Origin of the sequence: Lentzea cavernae, from assembly GCF_014653695.1 — a bacterium.
Classification (GTDB): Bacteria; Actinomycetota; Actinomycetes; order Mycobacteriales; family Pseudonocardiaceae; genus Lentzea; species Lentzea cavernae.
In genome coordinates, this window is sequence record NZ_BNAR01000002.1 from 534,473 (window position 1) to 552,515 (window position 18,043).

At 69.5% G+C, this 18,043-nt stretch carries 20 protein-coding genes; 7 read left to right on the forward strand and 13 right to left on the reverse strand.

Annotated features, from left to right (window positions below; all coding sequences use genetic code 11):
- Position 1: 1 nt before the first annotated feature.
- The 4 genes from kdpB to IE307_RS08420 are packed head-to-tail and all read right to left on the reverse strand — an operon-like array spanning position 2 to position 3,802.
- The gene (gene kdpB, locus IE307_RS08405; protein ID WP_191297280.1) at positions 2–1,951 is read right to left on the reverse strand and encodes a potassium-transporting ATPase subunit KdpB; all 1,950 of its coding nucleotides are present in this window, start codon (positions 1,949–1,951) and stop codon (positions 2–4) included.
- The gene (gene kdpA, locus IE307_RS08410; protein ID WP_191297281.1) at positions 1,948–3,570 is read right to left on the reverse strand and encodes a potassium-transporting ATPase subunit KdpA; all 1,623 of its coding nucleotides are present in this window, start codon (positions 3,568–3,570) and stop codon (positions 1,948–1,950) included. Before kdpA ends, kdpB begins: the two co-directional genes overlap by 4 nt.
- The gene (kdpF, locus tag IE307_RS08415) at positions 3,570–3,668 is read right to left on the reverse strand and encodes a K(+)-transporting ATPase subunit F (RefSeq protein ID WP_089911006.1); all 99 of its coding nucleotides are present in this window, start codon (positions 3,666–3,668) and stop codon (positions 3,570–3,572) included. Before kdpF ends, kdpA begins: the two co-directional genes overlap by 1 nt.
- The gene (locus IE307_RS08420) at positions 3,665–3,802 is read right to left on the reverse strand and encodes a hypothetical protein (RefSeq protein ID WP_191297282.1); all 138 of its coding nucleotides are present in this window, start codon (positions 3,800–3,802) and stop codon (positions 3,665–3,667) included. Before IE307_RS08420 ends, kdpF begins: the two co-directional genes overlap by 4 nt.
- 140 nt (positions 3,803–3,942) lie before the next feature.
- Here IE307_RS08420 and IE307_RS08425 point away from each other — a divergent pair, with 140 nt between their 5' ends.
- On the forward strand, positions 3,943–4,539 hold the full coding sequence (locus tag IE307_RS08425; protein ID WP_191297283.1) for a nucleoside/nucleotide kinase family protein: 597 nt from the start codon (positions 3,943–3,945) through the stop codon (positions 4,537–4,539).
- Positions 4,540–4,551: 12 nt separating this feature from the next.
- Here the strand turns inward: IE307_RS08425 and IE307_RS08430 are convergent, their stop codons facing one another.
- The gene (locus IE307_RS08430) at positions 4,552–5,655 is read right to left on the reverse strand and encodes a winged helix DNA-binding domain-containing protein (protein ID WP_191297284.1); all 1,104 of its coding nucleotides are present in this window, start codon (positions 5,653–5,655) and stop codon (positions 4,552–4,554) included.
- A gap of 15 nt (positions 5,656–5,670) precedes the next feature.
- On the reverse strand, positions 5,671–7,647 hold the full coding sequence (locus IE307_RS08435; protein ID WP_191297285.1) for an MMPL family transporter: 1,977 nt from the start codon (positions 7,645–7,647) through the stop codon (positions 5,671–5,673).
- A 55-nt stretch (positions 7,648–7,702) separates the two neighbouring features.
- Here IE307_RS08435 and IE307_RS08440 point away from each other — a divergent pair, with 55 nt between their 5' ends.
- Positions 7,703–8,146 (forward strand): MarR family winged helix-turn-helix transcriptional regulator, encoded by a 444-nt coding sequence (locus tag IE307_RS08440; RefSeq protein WP_308436341.1) that lies wholly within the window; start codon positions 7,703–7,705, stop codon positions 8,144–8,146.
- Here the strand turns inward: IE307_RS08440 and IE307_RS08445 are convergent.
- Positions 8,139–8,729, reverse strand: coding sequence for a maleylpyruvate isomerase family mycothiol-dependent enzyme (locus tag IE307_RS08445; RefSeq protein ID WP_191297286.1), 591 nt, complete (start codon positions 8,727–8,729; stop codon positions 8,139–8,141). The two genes, IE307_RS08440 and IE307_RS08445, sit on opposite strands and share 8 nt — an antisense overlap.
- Before the next feature lie 56 nt (positions 8,730–8,785).
- Here IE307_RS08445 and IE307_RS08450 point away from each other — a divergent pair, with 56 nt between their 5' ends.
- From IE307_RS08450 to IE307_RS08465, 4 genes are read left to right on the forward strand one after another with little or no spacing between them, the layout of a single operon-like run.
- Positions 8,786–9,730: an RNA polymerase subunit sigma-70 gene (locus tag IE307_RS08450; RefSeq protein ID WP_191297287.1), complete on the forward strand. Its 945-nt coding sequence runs from the start codon at positions 8,786–8,788 to the stop codon at positions 9,728–9,730.
- Positions 9,731–9,746: 16 nt separating this feature from the next.
- Positions 9,747–10,100: a VOC family protein gene (locus tag IE307_RS08455; protein ID WP_191297288.1), complete on the forward strand. Its 354-nt coding sequence runs from the start codon at positions 9,747–9,749 to the stop codon at positions 10,098–10,100.
- 10 nt (positions 10,101–10,110) lie between these two features.
- Positions 10,111–10,677, forward strand: coding sequence for a GNAT family N-acetyltransferase (locus tag IE307_RS08460; RefSeq protein ID WP_191297289.1), 567 nt, complete (start codon positions 10,111–10,113; stop codon positions 10,675–10,677).
- On the forward strand, positions 10,677–11,525 hold the full coding sequence (locus tag IE307_RS08465; RefSeq protein ID WP_191297290.1) for an alpha/beta fold hydrolase: 849 nt from the start codon (positions 10,677–10,679) through the stop codon (positions 11,523–11,525). The genes IE307_RS08460 and IE307_RS08465 overlap by 1 nt, the downstream gene beginning before the upstream one ends.
- Here IE307_RS08465 and IE307_RS08470 read toward each other — a convergent pair.
- The 3 genes from IE307_RS08470 to IE307_RS08480 all read right to left on the reverse strand — a co-directional run bounded on the left by IE307_RS08470 (position 11,475) and on the right by IE307_RS08480 (position 14,025).
- A complete protein-coding gene (locus tag IE307_RS08470; protein ID WP_191297291.1) occupies positions 11,475–12,020 on the reverse strand; it encodes a hypothetical protein in 546 nt (181 codons plus the stop codon). The genes IE307_RS08465 and IE307_RS08470 overlap by 51 nt on opposite strands.
- Positions 12,021–12,118: 98 nt before the next feature.
- The gene (locus tag IE307_RS08475) at positions 12,119–12,766 is read right to left on the reverse strand and encodes a response regulator (RefSeq protein WP_191297292.1); all 648 of its coding nucleotides are present in this window, start codon (positions 12,764–12,766) and stop codon (positions 12,119–12,121) included.
- A complete protein-coding gene (locus tag IE307_RS08480) occupies positions 12,763–14,025 on the reverse strand; it encodes a sensor histidine kinase (RefSeq protein WP_229904523.1) in 1,263 nt (420 codons plus the stop codon). The genes IE307_RS08475 and IE307_RS08480 overlap by 4 nt, the downstream gene beginning before the upstream one ends.
- A 29-nt stretch (positions 14,026–14,054) precedes the next feature.
- On the opposite strand from IE307_RS08480, the gene IE307_RS08485 reads away from it, so the two are divergent.
- On the forward strand, positions 14,055–14,807 hold the full coding sequence (locus tag IE307_RS08485) for an MBL fold metallo-hydrolase (RefSeq protein WP_191297293.1): 753 nt from the start codon (positions 14,055–14,057) through the stop codon (positions 14,805–14,807).
- Here IE307_RS08485 and IE307_RS08490 read toward each other — a convergent pair.
- From IE307_RS08490 to IE307_RS08500, 3 genes are read right to left on the reverse strand one after another with little or no spacing between them, the layout of a single operon-like run.
- Positions 14,794–15,216, reverse strand: coding sequence for a VOC family protein (locus IE307_RS08490; protein ID WP_191297294.1), 423 nt, complete (start codon positions 15,214–15,216; stop codon positions 14,794–14,796). The genes IE307_RS08485 and IE307_RS08490 overlap by 14 nt on opposite strands.
- Positions 15,217–15,226: 10 nt before the next feature.
- Positions 15,227–15,661, reverse strand: coding sequence for a helix-turn-helix transcriptional regulator (locus tag IE307_RS08495; protein WP_191297295.1), 435 nt, complete (start codon positions 15,659–15,661; stop codon positions 15,227–15,229).
- Between the two features lie 49 nt (positions 15,662–15,710).
- Positions 15,711–18,005 carry a glycosyl hydrolase family 18 protein gene (locus tag IE307_RS08500; RefSeq protein ID WP_229904524.1) on the reverse strand — a complete coding sequence of 765 codons (2,295 nt, stop codon included), beginning with the start codon at positions 18,003–18,005 and terminating at the stop codon, positions 15,711–15,713.
- Positions 18,006–18,043 lie beyond the last annotated feature (38 nt).

Sequence of the window (18,043 nt, forward strand, 5' to 3'; positions counted from 1 at the left end):
TTCAGCCGATCCCGGGGATGAGTCGCACGAGCAGGTCGATCAGCCAGATCCCGGCGAACGGCGTCACGACGCCGCCCAGTCCGTAGACCAGCAGGTTGCGCCGCAGCAGCGCACTGGCACTGGACGGCCGGTACTTCACACCGCGCAGCGCCAGCGGGATCAGTGCCACGATCACCAGGGCGTTGAAGATCACCGCTGAGAGGATCGCGGACTGCGGCGTGGCCAGGTTCATGATGTTGAGCTTGTCCAGCGCCGGGTAGATCGCCGCGAACATGGCGGGCAGGATCGCGAAGTACTTCGCGAGGTCGTTCGCCACGGAGAACGTCGTCAGCGCACCGCGGGTGATCAGCAACTGCTTGCCGATCTCCACGATCTCGATGAGCTTGGTCGGGTCCGAGTCGAGGTCGACCATGTTGCCGGCCTCCTTCGCGGCCGACGTGCCGGTGTTCATCGCGACGCCCACGTCCGCCTGGGCGAGCGCGGGCGCGTCGTTCGTGCCGTCGCCGGTCATCGCGACGAGCCGGCCGCCCTCCTGCTCCTTGCGGATCAGGGCCATCTTGTCCTCGGGCTTGGCCTCGGCGAGGTAGTCGTCCACGCCGGCCTCCGCCGCGATGGCCTTGGCGGTCAGCGGGTTGTCGCCCGTGACCATGACCGTCCGGATGCCCATCGCGCGCAGCTCGGCGAAGCGTTCCTTCATGCCGGGCTTCACGACGTCGCTGAGCCGGATCACGCCGAGCACCCTGTCGTTCTCCGCCACCACAAGAGGTGTGCCGCCGTGGGCGCTGATCTCGTCGACGATCTCTCGGGCCGTGTCCGTCAGTTCGAACGCGGACGCGGCGCCCTTGCGGATGCTGCGGTCACCGAGATCGATGCCGGACATGCGGGTCTGCGCCGTGAACGGCACGAACTCGCCGGTCTTCTCGTGCTCGCTCGCGGGTTCGCCGCCCGCGAGCTCGAGGATGCTGCGGCCCTCGGGGGTGTCGTCGGCCAGGCTCGCCAGCCGTGCGGCCGCCACGAGCGTCTCGTGGGAGGTCGGGCCGACCGGGATGAACTCGGTCGCGCGCCGGTTGCCCCACGTGATCGTGCCGGTCTTGTCGAGCAGCAACGTGTCGATGTCGCCGGCGGCCTCGACCGCCTTGCCGGAGGTCGCGAGGACGTTGCGCTGCACCAGCCGGTCCATGCCCGCGATGCCGATCGCGGACAGCAGCGCGCCGATCGTCGTGGGGATCAGGCAGACCAGCAGCGCGGTCAGCACGACCACCGACTGCTCGCCGCCGGAATAAATCGCGAACGGCTGCAGCGCCACCACCGCGAGCAGGAAGATGATCGTGAGCGTGGAGAGCAGGATCGTCAGCGCGATCTCGTTCGGCGTCTTCTGCCGTTCCGCGCCCTCGACCAACGCGATCATCCGGTCCACGAAGGACTCCCCGGGCTTCGTCGTGATCCTCACGACGATCCGGTCGGACAACACCGTCGTGCCACCCGTGACGGCGCACCGGTCGCCGCCCGACTCGCGGATGACGGGGGCGGACTCGCCGGTGATCGCCGACTCGTCGACGGTCGCGATGCCCTCGACGACGTCCCCGTCACCGGGGATGACCTCACCGGCCTCGACGACCACCAGGTCGCCGATCTTGAGTTCGGTGCCGGCGACCGTCCTGCCGTCGAGCATCCGCGCGACGGCGTCCTTCTTGGTCCTGCGCAACGACTCCGCCTGCGCCTTGCCGCGTCCCTCCGCGACGGCCTCGGCGAGGTTCGCGAACAGCACGGTGAACCACAGCCACAGCGCCACCGCGACGGTGAACACGCTCGGCTCGGCCACCGCGAACACGGTGACCAGCAACGAGCCGGCCCAGACGACGAACATCACGGGACTGCGCAGCTGGTGACGCGGGTGGAGCTTCTTGAGGGCCTCGGGGAAAGCGGCCGCGAGACCGGGTTTCGTGGTCACAGCAGTGCCTCCGCGATGGGACCGAGAGCGAGAGCGGGAACGAAGGTGAGCGCGGCGACCAGCACGATCGCGCCGGTGAGCAGCGTCGCGAAGAGCGGCCCGGTGGTGGGCAGCGTGCCCGCCGTGACCGGCACCTTCTTCTGCGCCGCCAGGGAACCGGCGAGCGCCAGGACCGCGATGATCGGGATGAACCGGCCGAACAGCATGCACAGGCCGAGCGACGACTGGAACCAGTCGCTCGTCACGGTGATGCCCGCGAACGCGGACCCGTTGTTGTTGGAGGCCGACGCGTAGGCGTACAGGACCTCCGACAAGCCGTGCTCTCCCGGGTTGTTCAGCGCGGCCCGCGTGCTCGGCAGGATCGCGGCGATGCCCGCGCCGATCAGCAGCACGGTCGGCATGGCGAGGATCGACACCGCGGCGGCCGTGACCTCCTTGCGCCCCAGCTTCTTGCCGAGGTACTCGGGGGTGCGGCCGACCATCAGGCCCGCCAGGAACATCGCGATGATCGCCATCACGAGGATGCTGTAGAGCCCGGTGCCGACACCGCCCGGAGTCATCTCGCCGAACAGCATGTTCAGCAGGGTCGCGCCGCCGCCGAGCCCGGTGTAGCTGTCGTGCAGCGAGTTGACCGCGCCCGTGGACGTGCCGGTGGTGGCGTCGGCGAAGATCGCGCTGCCAGGAATGCCGAACCGGAGTTCCTTGCCCTCGAGCGGCCTGAGGCCGTTCGCCTCGGCGGCCCAGATGACCCCGAGCATCGCAGTCCAGATGACTCCCATGACGCCGAGCAGGACGTATCCCTGCTTCTTGTCGCCGACGAGCTGCCCGAACGTGCGGGTCAGCGCGACCGGGACGACGAGGATCAGGAAGATCTCGAGCAGGTTGGTCCACTCGTTCGGGTTCTCGAACGGGTGCGCGGAGTTGGCGTTGAGCACGCCGCCACCGTTGGTGCCGAGCTCCTTGATGACCTCCTGGCTGGCGACGGGCGCGTTCGCCACGACCTGGCCGTCGACGTCCACTCCGGACTTCAGCGACATCGTGACGCCCAGCGCGATCAGCACGATCGCGCCGATGAACGCGATCGGCAGCAGGATCCTGGTCGTGCCCCGGACGAGGTCGACCCAGAAGTTGCCCAGCCTGTCGGTCTGGTGCCGGACGAACCCGCGGACGAGGGCGATCGCCACGGCCAGGCCGACCGCGGCCGACACGAAGTTCTGCACCGTCAGGCCGGCCATCTGGACCGCGTGGCCCATGACGGCCTCCGGCACGTACGACTGCCAGTTCGTGTTGGCCACGAAGCTGATCGCCGTGTTGAAGGCCATGCCTTCCGGCACGTTCCCGCGGTCGAAGTTCCACGGCAGCAACGACTGCGCGCGCTGGATCACGTACAGGAACACGATGCCGACGAACGAGAAGCCCAGCACGCCGTACGCGTAGGTGCTCCACTTCTGCTCGGCGTCGGGGTTGATCCGGGCGAACCGGTAGATGGCCCGTTCGACGCGTAAGTGGCTCTTCGCGGTGAACACGCGAGCCATGTAGTCGCCCAAGGGCCGGTACACGACCGCGAGGGCCGCGAAGAGGATGCCGACCTGCACCAGGCCGGCGGCGAGAGGTGACATCAGAACTTCTCCGGCCTGACGAGTGCGACGAACAGGTAGACGATCAGCGCGAGCGCGATCACGCCGGCAACGGCGTTCGCGACGAGTCCCGTGCTCACAACTTCTCCAGCCCACGCACCGTCAGGCCCAGCACGACGAAACTCCCGATCAGCAGCAACGCGTAGGCCAGGTCGGCCATGACGCCGCTCCCTTCAACAACGAGGTCTTCTTGATGACGCTCGGAAGCGTGCATCAAGAAATGCCTGATCAGGGGGTGCCTGACAGCGTCCTTACGGGAGCGGGGGCGGCTTTTACGCGTTCTTGAGGCCGGGGAGACCCCGGTCTCATCCGTTCGGGCCTGCGGCGGTCACGAGGTGTGAAATCGTCAGCGCCATGACGCTCGACGAGGTGGCGGACCTGCTCCCCGCCCGAGGCCTGGTCGCGGTCGACGGCGTGGACGGGGCGGGCAAGACGACGTTCTGCGACGCCCTGGCCGTCGTGCTGCGCGCACGAGGCCGCGAGGTCGTGCGCGCGTCCGTGGACGACTTCCACCACCCGCGCGCGGTGCGCTGGCAACGCGGCCGGACCTCACCCGAGGGGTTCTTCCTCGACAGCTACGACTACGAGCGGTTCGTCTCGCACCTGCTCGCACCGTTCGCCGCCGGGCAGCCGTTCCGGCGCGCGAGCCACGACCTGGGGACCGACGAGCACGTGGACGTGCCGGCCGAGGTCGCCCCGCCGTCCGCGCTCCTGCTCGTCGACGGCATCTTCCTGCACCGCGACGAACTCGTGGCCCACTGGGACTTCTCGGTGTTCCTGCACGTCGAGTTCGCGGTGTCCGTGGCGCGGATGGCCGCGCGTGACGGCAGCCCGCCCGATCCGGACGACCCGCGCAACCACCGGTACGTCGAGGGGCAGCGCCTGTACCTGGCGGCCTGCGATCCGGCGGCACGGGCGTCTCTGGTGATCGACCACGGGGACGGGCCGTAATCCCCCGCCGGCTCAGAGCACGCGCACGTCCGCAGCCGGAAGCCCGGCCCACCACCGCGCATAACGCTTGTACACCAGCGGTTCCCGATCGCCGAGGAGCTTGCGCAGTGACGCCGCCTCCTCCGCCAGCCCGGCCCACTGGTCCTCGTCCAGGGCGTGGAACGCGCTGGCCTCCACGCCCCCGTCCTCGGTCGGGCGCCACACCCCGGCCACGTGCCCGTCGACGAGGAGCGTCGGCAACGTGTCGCCGTTGTTGCGGATGACGAGCTTGCGGTACGGCTCGGGAATGATCCGGCTCCGGTCGGCGTAGGCGAGTAACGTGCTGTCCCACATGGCCATCAGCCGCGGCGGCGCCGGAACGTCCTCGTCCGGAACCGTCCGGTCGGGAACGTCGTGGAAGCCGCCGCTCTCGGTGAGGTTCAGCAGTGCCAGCGCCTCCCGGATCGTGGTGCGCGGCAGCATGGTGAACTGGTTCATGTCGAGCACGGTCGCGGGCCCGAAGCCGGTGAGGTAGCGGCGCAGCAGCTCGGCGACGGCCGCCATCCGTTCGCGCGGCTCGGTCGCCACGGCCTGGTAGGCGGGCCGCAGTCCGAACGACCACGGCCCGCCCGTGGGCGCGTGCACGAGTCCGCCGTAGGTCCTCAGCGCCCACCAGACGCCGGGCTCGCCGACGTCTCCGACGTGCGAGTGCAGCAGTTCCTCGATCTCCGCCTTCTGCCGCGGTGTCGCCGCGAACTCCAGCAGGTGCTCCAGCAGCGCGTCGACCTGGTCGATCGTGACGTCCATGGCCTTGAACCGCTTGTCGTACAGGCGGGAGGCGCGCAGCGCGGGCAGCATCGCGTGGTGGAACACCTCGTGGTCCGCGGCCGCGACGGCGTGCAGGGTGATCCGCATCAGCGATGCCTTGCGGACCACCCCGTTCGCGAACGCCTCGTCCAGGCCGGAGGGGTCGAAGCCCTCGATCCTGTTCCACAGCGCGATGTACGGCGACGCCGGTTCCTGCGCCTGGATCGCCACGACCCTGTCCACGGCGGTCCCCAGGTCAACGGGTTCGCGCCGCAGCAGCATCTGCCGGTCGAGCGTGGCGCGGTTGAGCTGACGTGCCGTGTAGGTCATGTCGGAGATCCTGGCTCACCTGAGCTTCGACGGCCACCAGATCCGGCCGCCGATGTCCACCGACAGCGCCGGCACGAGCAACGACCGCACCAGCAACGTGTCCAGCAGCACGCCGAACGCCACGATGAACGCGATCTGCGTCAGGAACAGGATCGGCAGCACGGCCAGCGCCGCGAACGTCGCCGCCAGCACCACGCCCGCGGACGTGATCACGCCGCCGGTCAGGCTGAGGCCCCTGATCGTGCCGTCGACCGTGCCGAGTTCCCGCGTCTCCTCGCGAACTCTGGTCATCAGGAAGATGTTGTAGTCGATTCCCAGCGCCACGAGGAACACGAACCCGAATAGCGGCACCACCGGATCGGCGCCCGGGAAGTCGAAGACGTGGTTGAACACCAGCGCGGACACGCCCATCGTGGCCGCGAACGACAGCACCACGGTCGCGATCAGCAGCAACGGCGCCAGCAACGAGCGCAGCAGCAACGCCAGGATCAGGAAGATCACGACCAGCACGATCGGGATGATCAGCATCCGGTCGTGCTCGGACGTCGTCCTGGTGTCGAGCAGCGTCGCGGTCGGCCCGCCGACCTTGGTGCCGTCGATCCCGTCCACGGCCGCGCGGAGCCGTTGCACGGCCTCGACCGCGGCGTCGGAGTCCGGCGCGTCCTGCAGCGTGGCCTCGATGCGCACGAGCCCATCGGCCGTGCCGGAAGGCCGCACGTCCGCGACACCGTCCACCTTGGCCTTCTGCACGACCTCGGCGGTCTTGCTCTCGGAAGCGATGATCACGGTCGGCGAGCCGGTGCCGCCGGGGAAGTGCCGGGACAGCACCTCTTGTCCCGCAACGGATTCCACCGGCGTCAGGAACACGTCGGACTGCGCCGTGCCGGAGGCCTTGAGCTGCGGCAGGAACGCGGCGCCCGCGAGCAGCACGAGCGTCGTGACGATCCAGATGGCGCGCGGCTTGCGGCGCACCAGGTTCGCGACGCGGCCCCAGAGCCCGCTCGTCTCGGGGTGCTCGGAGCCGAACTTCGGGGCGAACGGCCAGAAGGCGCCGCGACCGAGCAGCGCGAGCGCCGCCGGCAGGAACGTCATGGTGGTCAGCAGGGCGGCACCGATGCCGATGGCCGCGACCGGCCCGAGGCCCTTGTTGGAGTCGAGGTCGCTGAACAGCAGGCACAGCACGCCGAGGATCACCGTGCCGGCGGACGCCGCGATCGGTTCGATCGTGCCGCGCCAGGCGGTCTTGATGGCCGCGACCTTGTCCTGGGTGTCGCGCAGTTCCTCGCGGAACCTCGACACGAGGAGCAACGCGTAGTCCGTCGCGGCGCCGAACACCAGGATCGACAGGATGCCCTGGCTCTGGCCGTTCAACGCCAGCACGTCGTTCTTCGCCAGCAGGTACACCACGAAACTGGCCAGGCCGAGCGCGAACACCGCCGACACCAGCACCACCACGGGCAACAGCGGACTGCGGTAGACGACGAGCAGGATCAGCGCGACGACGGCGCCCGCGACGAGCAGCAGCAGGCCGTCGATCCCGCCGAACGCCTCCACGAGGTCCGCGACCTGCGCGGCCGGGCCGGTGACCAGCACCGTCAGCCCCTCGGGCGCGGAACGGGTGCTGTCGCGGATCTGGAAGACCGAGTCCTTGACGTCCTTCGCCGGGTCGAGCAGCAGGACGACCTGCGCGGCCTCGTTGCCGTCCGGCGCGGGGATCACCGGCGAGGCCTGGAAGCCCTTCGCCTGGTCGGTGAGGTAGCGCCGGTCCTCTTCGGTCAGCCCGCCGGACCGTTCGATGACGACGATCGCCGGGATGGCCTGCTCGCGCTGGAACTTCTTCTGCAGCTCGGCGACCTGTGTGGACTCGGCCGAGTTCGGCAGGAACGCGCTGCTGTCGTTCTCCGAGACCTCCGACAGCTTGCCCGAGTACGGCCCGGTGAAGCCGCCCAGGGCCAGCCAGACGACGAGGAGGACCCAGGCCAGGACGCGCATCAGATATTCCTTCGATCGTCGAACGTTTCGATGGTCGAAACAGTAAGCTGTGATCGTGAGCGATGCAACCGACTACGAGCTGAGCATGATGCTGCGCACACTGGTGATGGAGTCGAACCGGTTCCTCGAGATCTTCAGCGCGGCCCACCAGTTGCATCCCACGGACATGACAGCGCTGAACCTCATCATGACGGCCCCGATGACACCCGGCACGCTGGCGAAGGCGCTGAACCTCAGCGCGTCCGCGACGACGTCCGTGCTGGACCGCCTGGAGCGCGCCGGGCACGTGACGCGCGAACGCGACCCGGAGGACCGCCGCCGCGTCGAGCTGCGGGTGCTCTCGGCGGCGACGGCGCTGGCCTCCACGTTCTTCCAGCCGCTGGCCCGCGAGTACGCCTCGGCCTGGGAGCGGCTGAGCCCGGAGGACCGTCAGGTGGTCGCGCGCTTCCTGGAGGCGACGACCGAGGCGACCACGCGGGTGCGCGAGTCGGTCACCTGAGCCGCCCCGGCGGCAGCGTCCGCCCGCAGACCAGCAGCAACAGGTCCTGGGCCTGTCCCCTGACCGGCCTGCCCTCCCCGAACGTCCAGTCCAGGTCGGTGGCCTCCAGGCGCTTGCCGGCCAGGTCGGCGCCGAAGTACTTGACGTTGGCCGGTGTCATGCCGTCGAGGATCACCTTGAGCCGGTCGTGCGGCACCGTCCGGTCGAGGCCGAGCGCGACCGTGATGTCCAGGCCGTGGATGACGTCGTGGGACAGCGCGCCGGCCGGTCCGCCGCCAGGAGGCGTCCACGGGTGGTCGATGTTGGCCTTCAGGGAGTCGAGCAGGTCCTTCGCCGGGAGCCGGGCGTCCTTGCGGGCCATGCGGTCGGAGGCGTGGTTGAACCGGCCGCCCGACTTCAGGATCTCCAGGACCACCCTGGTCCCGCTGGAGCGGAACGGCAGCGTCGTGTGCGCGACGACGTGCCTGGTGGTCCAGCCCGCACACAGGCTCGGCGCGTCCCACTGGTCCTCGGTGAGGCCCTCGAGGAGCTCCACCTGGTCACGCCGTTCCGCCGCGATCGCGGCGCGGATGTCTTCGGTCATGTGCCGGTGTACGGACCGGCCGACGGGAACTCATCGGTCCGCGTAGGGTCCAGTGCGTGATCGAGGCGCTGGAGCCGTTCCGGATCGAGCTGACCGGCTACTGCTACCGCATGCTCGGCTCCGGCTTCGAGGCCGAGGACGCCGTGCAGGAAACACTCGTGCGCGCATGGAAGGCGTTCGACACCTACGACTCCTCACGCGCATCGCTGCGGACGTGGCTCTACCGCATCGCCACGAACATCTGCATCGACATGCAGCGCAGCACCCAGCGCCGCGCCCTGGCCGTCGACCTGGGCCCGTCCGGCGGCGAACTCGGCGCTCCCCTGCTGGAGAACGCCTTCGTCCAGCCCGTGCCGGACGCCCTGGTGCTGCCGGAGGACCAGGCGATCCGCCGCGAGACCGTCCGCCTGGCGTTCGTGGCCGCGCTGCAACACCTGCCGCCCCGCCAGCGAGCCGTGCTGGTCCTGCGCGATGTGCTGGCGTGGCAGGCTTCGGAGGTCTCCGCGCTGCTGTCCACTTCGGTCGCGTCGGTGAACAGCGCGTTGCAACGGGCTCGGGCGACGCTGCGGGTCGTGGACGTCGGCACGCCGCTCGACGTCGACGACCCGGTGCAGAAGTCGTTGCTGAGCCGGTACTGCGAGGCGTTCGAGCGGCACGACGTTCACACGCTCGTGGCGTTGCTGCACGAGGACGCGACGATGTCGATGCCGCCGTTCAGCTGGTGGCTGCGCGGGCGCGGGCCTATCTCGGTGGCGTTGAGCGATCCTCAGGCCTCCTGCGCCGGTGCGTGGCTGGTGCCGGTGCGGGCCAACGGGTCGCCGGCGTTCTGGCAGATGCGGCCCGGGATGGACCGGCCGTTCGGGCTGGTGTTCCTCGACGTGCGGGAGGGGTTGGTCACCGCGAGCACGACCTTCCTGAACGTCGAGGAGCTGCTGCCGTTGTTCGGCCCGCTGTCACCGATGAGTTCCAGGCCGCTGCTCCGTACCTCTTCGGACGACTAGTTTCTGGAGGAAGTCCATGGCGATCCAGCCCATCATCGTGACGCCCGGCCTGGACCGGGTGCAGGGGTTCTACTCAGGCGTGTTCGGCGCCGTCGAGGTGCACCGGTACCCGGAGGACGGACCCGTCTTCTACAAGACGCTGCGGATCGGTGACGCCGAGCTGGGGCTCGTGGCCGAGGACGCGGACGTCTCCGCGCCGGCACGGATCACGCTGAGCATCGACGTGGAGGACGTCGACGCACTGCTGCCGCTGGTCGAGGCGACCGGTGGGCGCGTGCTGGGGCCCGCGAACGACATGCCGTGGGGCCAGCGGGTCGCGCACGTCCTCGATCCGGACGGAAACCCGGTCAACATTACGCAACAGCTCTAGTCTGGCCGACGTGATCCGCATCGTGCCGTCGGACGAGGTGCCGTGGGAGGACGTCGACGCGATCTTCGACGGCTCCGAGCCCGGCAAGTGCCACTGCCAGCGCTACAAGGTGCGGGGCTGGATCTGGCGCGACTCGACGCTCGACGAGCGCGTCGCCGCCCACGAGGAGCAGTCGGCGCGCGGCAGCGGGCTGGTGGCCTACGTGGACGACCAGCCCGCCGGGTGGGTGGCGGTCGAGCCGCGGTGCGGCTACGCGAAGCTGCTCGGCATGCCCGTCCCGTGGAAGGGTCGTTCCGAGGACAAGGACGACGACGGCGTGTGGGCCGTGACGTGTTTCGTGGTGCGCAAGGGCTTCCGCAGGCAGGGGCTCACGTACGAGCTGGCGGCGGCGACCGTGGAGCACGCGCGCAAGCACGGAGCCCGGGCTGTCGAGGCGTATCCGATGATCGCCGCGCCGGGGCAGAACGTGACGTGGGGCGAGATGCACGTGGGCGCGCGGCAGGTGTTCGAGGAGGCCGGGTTCGTGCAGGTGACGCACCCGACCAAGCGGCGTTTCGTGATGAGGGTGGACTTCTGATGCGGTTCGACGAGATCGTCATCCGCACCGAGCGGCTCGACGTCCCGGCGCTGGCCGCGGGTGACGGGCCGATCGTCGTGTGCTGGCACGGTTTCCCCGACCACCCGGCGTCGTTCGGGCCGCTCGCCGAACGCCTGGTCGCCGCGGGACGCAGGGTGGTGGCACCGTTCCTGCGCGGGCACCACACCTCGACGGTGGACGCCATGCCGTTCGGTGACGGGCTGACGCTGGCCGCGGACGCCGCCGCCGTGAACGCGGCGCTGTCCGGCGAACCGCTCGACGTGATCGGGCACGACATCGGGGCGGGGGTGGCGGGGCGTCTCGCGGCGACCCGGCCCGACCTGGTCCGCCGGGTGATCACGATGTCGGTGCCGCCGCCCGCGACGTTGCGCCGGATCTTCGACGAACCCGAGCAGCAGCAACGCTTCTTCTACCTGTTCCTGTTCCAGGTGCCCGGTGTGGCCGAGGAGCTGCTGAACGACAAGCTGATCAGTTACCTGTGGCGCACCTGGTCGCCTGGGCTGGAGGTGCCCGCCCACGTCACGGAGATGTACGCGGACCCGGCGATCAGGGCGAACGCGCTCAAGCTGTACCGCGCGAACTTCGACCGGTCGCTGCACGACCCGGCGCTGGCCGGCCTGGCGCCACTCGCGGAGAAGCCCGCGGAGATCCCGATGCTGGTGCTCGCCGGGGCGGACGACGGGTGCATCACGCCGGACAACTACGCCGGCGCCGCCACGGGCCTCGCTCCCGGTTCACGGGTCGAGGTGGTGGCGGGCGGCGGGCACTTCCTGCAGTTAGACCGCCCCGACGAGGTCGCCGCGCTGGCGCTCGACTGGTTCCGCTGACCTGCGGATCCGCCCCCACGGCTTGAACACGGACAGGAAGTAGGCGAACAGCAACAACGACGGCGCGACCACGACCGGGTGCAGGATCCCGGACGGGATCACCGCGGCCGGGTCGCCCGCGAGCATCCGCTGCCCGATGCGCGCCGCCTCGGCCACACCGGGCCGCAGTGCGAACGCGATCAGCAGCGACATGCCGACGTTCAGCACGAGCTTGGTCGCGACCCACCAGTACCGCACCAGGCCGTACTTGCTGCCGAGGCCGAGCACCACGCCGGAGATCATGCACACGACGCTGGCGCCGAACATCGGCCAGATCGCGAAGAGGTCGACCGCCTGGATCGCGACGCCCGCGGTACCGGCGTCCTCAGTGGACAGTGCGACCACGACGAGGATTCCCAGCGCGAGGTCGATGCCGAGCCACGCCGCCGCGGACAGGACGTGCACGAGCAGCACGGCCTTGCGGGCGCGGCCGCTGAGCTTGCGGGTGGTAGCCATCGCTCTCCCTCTCTTGTGGTGTCGCGTCTTACTCTCGTCACCACGAGGGGCGGCATCATCCGCTCACGTTCTGATCTCGCGTACGTCAGATTGCGTACTCAACCGCCGGGCGTGACGATCCCTCTCTCGTACGCGAACACCACGGCGTGCGTGCGGTCGCGCAGACCGAGCTTCGTGAGCACCCGTGACACGTGGGTCTTCACGGTGGTCTCCCCCAGGTGAAGCGCGGCTGCGATCTCCGCGTTCGAGGCGCCCTTGGCGAGTTCGACCAGCACCTCGAACTCACGGTCCGTGAGCTCCGGTGGCCTCGTGCGTTCCCTAGGCGCTGTGCTGAAGCGCGCGATCACCCGTCGCGTCACCTCGGGCGAGAGCAACGCGTCCCCGCGCGCGACGACGCGCACGGACTCCACGAGGTCTTCCGGCGAGGCGTTCTTGAGGAGGAAACCGCTGGCGCCCGCCTGCAGCGCCTCGAAGAGGTAGTCCTCGCGGTCGAACGTCGTCAGGATGACCACACGGGTGCCGTGACCTGCGGAAAGGATGTGGCGGGTGGCTTGCAGGCCGTCCATGCGCGGCATCTGGACGTCCATCAGCACGACGTCGGGGCGCAGTTCCGCGACGAGTTCGACGGCCTGGGCGCCGTCGCCCGCCTCCCCGACCACCTCGATGCCGGGCTCGGTGCCGAGGATGACCCGGAAGCCGGCGCGGACCAGGTCCTGGTCGTCGGCCAGCACCACTCGCAGGCTCATGCCTTCTCCTCCGTTGCCGTCGGCAGCGACGCACGAACGAGATAGCCCGCGTCACGCCGTGGGCCCACCTCCAGCGAACCGCCGTGCACGGCCAACCTCTCCCGCATCCCGACAAGCCCGAAACCCGAGCTCGTGGACACCGCACGGCCACGGCCGTCGTCGGCGATCTCCAGTTCCAGCGCGCTGTCCAGGTATCGCATCCGGACGTCAACGTGCCGCGCCTCGGCGTGCTTCACCACGTTCGTGAGTGCCTCCTGCACGACCCGATACGCCGACAACGCGACGCCGGACGGCACCTCGCGCACGTCGCCATACACGCCGTGCGACACCTCCAGCCCGGCTGAGCGTGCGTTCTCGAACAGCTCCGGCAGGTCGTCCAGCCCGGGCGCGGCCTTGAGGTCGGTGTCCATGTCCGCCCGGAGCACGCCGAGCAACCCGCGCAGCTCGTTGATCGCGGTGCGGGCGGTCTGTTCGACGGTCTGCAGCGCGTCACGGGCCATGACGGGATCGGAGTCGAGGACCCGCCGCGCGGCACCGGCCTGGATCCCCATGACGGACACGTGGTGCGCCACGACGTCATGCAGGTCGCGGGCGATGCGCATCCGTTCGGCCGCGATCGCGCCACGGGTGTTCTGCTCCTGCGACCGCCGCAGCTCCTCGGCCTGGAACTCCAGCTGCGCCCGCCGCCGGGCGCCGGACCACGCCATCTCCCCCACCACGTAGGCGAGGAGGAAGAAGAAGATGTTGAACTCCAGTCCGTAGAGGACGGACGCGAGCACCGGATCGATCGGCCCGGCGGCGTCCTTGAACTCCCCCTTCGGTCCGAGCAGGGCGCGCACGAGGCTGAACCCGAGCCACAGGAACATCGAGGCGATCACGGCGATGCGGGACCACCGCGCGAGGCGGCGGTTCCGCTCCCACGCGCCGACCGTGTAGATCGCGAGGAAGAGGATCGCCGACGGCACCAGCGTGTCGCCCGCCCGGTTCACCTGCGCCGCGATGAACAGCGCGGACACCACCAGCATCACGGCCAGCGGGTACCGGCGGCGCACGACCAGGGGCGCGGACAGCGCCACCACCCACGCGAGCTGCGCGAGCAGCCCCGGCGGATCCCGGAACACGTAGGCGCCCATGCTGTTGACCAGCACGGTGACCTCGACCGCGCACAGCAGCACGAGCACGGCGATGCCGATGTCGCGCCGCCGCTGGGCGTGCGTCGGACCGGGCCGCCGCCACTCGTTCCACACGGGCTCTTCCACGCGGTCAAGGTACCTGTCACGGTGAACCGATGGACCTCAGCCTGACCGTGCTCGGGTGCGCGACGCCCTACCCGAGCGTGGACAACCCCTGCTCGGGCTATCTGGTGTCGCACAACGACACTCGCGTGTGGATGGACGCGGGCACCGGCACGCTCGGCCCGTTGCAACGCCACACCCGGCTCGAGGACTTGGACGCGATCTGGATCTCCCACCTGCACGCGGACCACAGCGCGGACCTCCTGACGGCCTACTACGCGCTGCTGTTCGCGGACGTCTCACGCCCACCCGTGCCCTTGTACGGCCCACCCGGCATCGCCGCTCGTCTCGCCGGATTCCTCACCAACGGTCCGGTGCGCAGCCCTGTCGAGGACGCGTTCGCGATCACCGAACTGCACGACGGCCACGAGGCCGTGGTCGGCTCGATGCTGTTGACGACCGCCGCGGTCGAGCACGGCATCCCGGCCTTCGGGGTGCGCGTCGAGGCGGCGGGGCGATCGCTGACCTACTCCGGCGACACCGCTCCGTGCCCGAACCTCACGGCACTGGCGAGCGGTACCGACGTGCTGCTGTGCGAGGCCGAGAGCGCGGCCGAGGTTCCGGACGCGGTGCACCACACGCCCGAGGACGCGGGCGGCACGGCTTCCGCGGCGGGGGCGGAACGGCTGGTCGTCACGCACGTGGGCCGCTTCCTGTCCCCACGGGAAGCGGTCGCCCGTGCCTCGGCCCGGTACGGCGGGCCCGTCGGCTACGCCGCGCCCGGCTCCACCCTCACAGCTGGTTGACGCGCACCAGGTTCCCGGCCGGATCGCGGAACGCGCAGTCCCGCACCCCCCAGGGCTGGTCCTCCGGCTCCTGCAGCACCTCGCCCGCCCCGGAGGACTCGACCCACGCCCGTGCGCGGTCGAACGTGCCCTGCAGGTCCTTGGTGGCCAGGGACAGGGCCGTGTACACGCCCTTGGCCATGAGCACGGCGATGGTGCGGCGTTCCTCGTCGCTCACACCGGGGTCCGCGGCGGGCGGGTGCAGGACGATGCCCGTCTCGGGCTGGCCGGGCGGGCCGACGGTGATCCAGCGCATGGTGCCCTGGCCGACGTCCTGGCGGACCTCGAAGCCGAGTGCGTCGCGGAAGAAGCCCAGTGACTTCTCGGGGTCGTCTGCGGGGAGGAAGGCCGCGGCGATGATGACTGACATGGCGGTCAACCTAATCGGAGGAGCCGGTGCCCGCTTCTCGATTCCTGATCGGCCGCATCACGGCCTTGGCCAGGCAGTTCGGAATGCCCTGGCCGTCGGTGGCCGCGGTCTTGCGGTACTGGCTCGGGGACATGCCGACCAGTTCGGAGAAGCGGGTGCTGAAGGTGCCGAGCGAGGTGCAGCCGACCTCGAAGCAGACGTCGGTGACGGACATGTCGCCCCGGCGCAGCAGGGTCATGGCGCGCTCGATGCGGCGGGTCATGAGGTAGCTGTAGGGGGACTCGCCGAACGCGGCCCGGAAGGCGCGGGACAGGTGGCCCGCGGACAGGTGCACGCCGCGGGCCAGCGCCGCGACGTCCAGCGGTTGCCGGTAGTCGCGGTCGATCCTGTCTCGGACCTTGCGGAGCAGGAGCAGTTCCTGCAGGCGCGGGTCTTGGGCGGTCACGACGGACAGCCTAAGGCCCGCGCCTGGCAGATCGCTGGCTCAGCGAGAACTAGCAGGCACCCTGGTCACGCCAGACGCCCCACTCGCCGGTGGTGCCGGGCTCCTCGCCCGTCGTCCACCACTGGGCCCGCCACTTGCGGCCCTTGTGCGACACCTCGTTGCCGCCGGTGTAGACCTTGCCGCGGTCCCAGGCGGGCAGCGAACAGGTCTGCGGCGTGGTGGTGGTGGTGGTCGTCGTGGTGGTGGTCGTCGTAGTCGTGGTGGAGGTGGTGGTGGACGTGGACGTGGAGGTCGGCGGGTTGCCGCCCCCGACGCGCGGGTGGTCGGCCGAGATCGCGTACGACTGGCCACCGAACGTGAACACGAAGTTCGACGGCGTCGAGATCGGCAGCTGGTAGCTGACCGTCACGTCGATCGACGCGCCCGGTGCGAGCGACTGCCACGACGGCAGCGTGAGCTCCGCCTTCTGGAAGTCGCCCTTCAGACCACCGACGTTCGACCCGCTGTGCCCCTTCGACACGACCTTCAGGCCGAAGCCCGACTGGTCGCCCATGCTGCCCGGCGCGCTGGTGCCGTAGTCGAACGCGATCTTCGTGCCGCCGGGGATCGTGACGTTCGACCGGTTGGTGAACTTGATCTTCGGCGTGATCGGGTAGTTGTTGTCGCCCAACGCGAAGCCGTACACGTCGACGTCGACCGCCAGCGACTGGGTCTGCTGCGTCGTGGCCTTCAGGTTGCCGTAGGGGGCGGACCCGTTGAGGCCGGTGTTGATGGTCGACAGCAGCGTGTCGCCGATGAAGTACTCGTTCTTCGCGGAGTCGAACCCGTAGTCGCCGGCGAGCTCCCAGATCATGATGCCGCCGAGGCCCTTGTCCTTGACGTACTTGGCCTTCTCCGCGATCGACTGCTCGGTCTCGGTGGAGAGGAACACCTTCTTGTCGTTGTTCCACAGCCACGGCGACTTCAGGGTCGAGTCGTAGTACGGCGTGTAGGTGCCGGTGAGGCGGTCGGTCGGGTCGTTGACCGGGTCGAGGCCGTACTGCGAACCGTAGGAGCCGGTGATCTTGGCTTCGAGGTTCTTCGTGTGCCACAACGGGTTCACGCCGGACGGCACCTCGGCGCCACCCGCGGTGACGTCGTGCCAGATGTTGTCGATGCCGGCCGCGCCGTTGCCGCACGGGGTGGTCGAGCCGACCGACGAGCCGGTGCCGGGCGGGCACTGCGACTGGTTCGGCAGCGGGGCCTTGCCCCACAGGCCGTTCGTGCCACCGGTGACGCCCTGCCAGCCGCGCGAGTAGAACGGCACGCCGATGTTGATGCGTCCGGCCTGCATCGCGCCGCGGTAGTAGTGGTAGGACCAGTCGGTGTTGAGGTAGCCCATGCCCTCGTACTGCGGAGCCGTGTACACGCCACCGGCCGAGAGCTCGCCGTCCTTGCCGTCGTCGTAGAGAGCGGCGTTCGGGCCGACGAACTGGTTCCACGAGCCGTGCAGGTCGTAGCTCATGACGTTGAGGTAGTCGAGGTACTTGGTGACCTGGTACGCCTCCTGGCCGCGCAGCAGCCAGCCCGAGGCGGGCACGGCGGCGGTCAGCATGTAGTGCTTGCCGTCGGCGGCACCGGCGCGGTCGAGCTTCTCGCGCAGCGTCTTCATGATCGCCTGGTAGCCGGCCCACAGCGTGCCGCGGTTGGCGTTGGAGATCCAGAAGTCGTCCGGGTTGCCGGCGTGGTTGTTCGACGTCGCGTACTCGTAGTCGATGTCAGCGCCGTTGAAGCCGTACTTGCGCAGGAACTCCACGGTGCTGTCGGCGAACGTGTCGATCGCCGCCTGGTTCTGGCCGAGCTTGTAGAAACCGCCCGACGCGTTGCGCGAGCCGTCCGCGTTGAAGAACCCGCCGGTCTCCGCCCAGCCGCCGACCGAGATCAGCGTCTTGACGTTCGGGTGCTGCTTCTTGAACTTGGTGAGCTGGTTGAAGTGCCCCTTGTAGGGCAGCGACGGATCCATTTCGGAGCCGGGGACGCCCGGCCACTCCATGCCGATGGACGAGTTGTTCGCGTTGTTGTCACCGACCGAGATCTTGTTCTGGCCGTCGATGTGCGCGAACGCGTAGTTCAGGTGCGTGACCTTGTTCCAGGGGATGTCCTTGGCGAGGTACCCGGGCTGACCGTTCTTGCCGGTCCTCCAGCTGGTGAAGTACCCGATCACACGTCTGGACTTGTCGCCCATGGTCTCGCGGCCGGCCGTGTCGTAGACGGTGCAGTACGGCACCTCGACACCCGGCGTGGAGTAGAGGCCGTCCGGCCGGCAGTCCTGGTGGGCTGCGGCTGCGGTCGGCGCGTTGGTCACAGCTATCACGGTCCCGGCTAGCAGGGCTAGCACCGGAA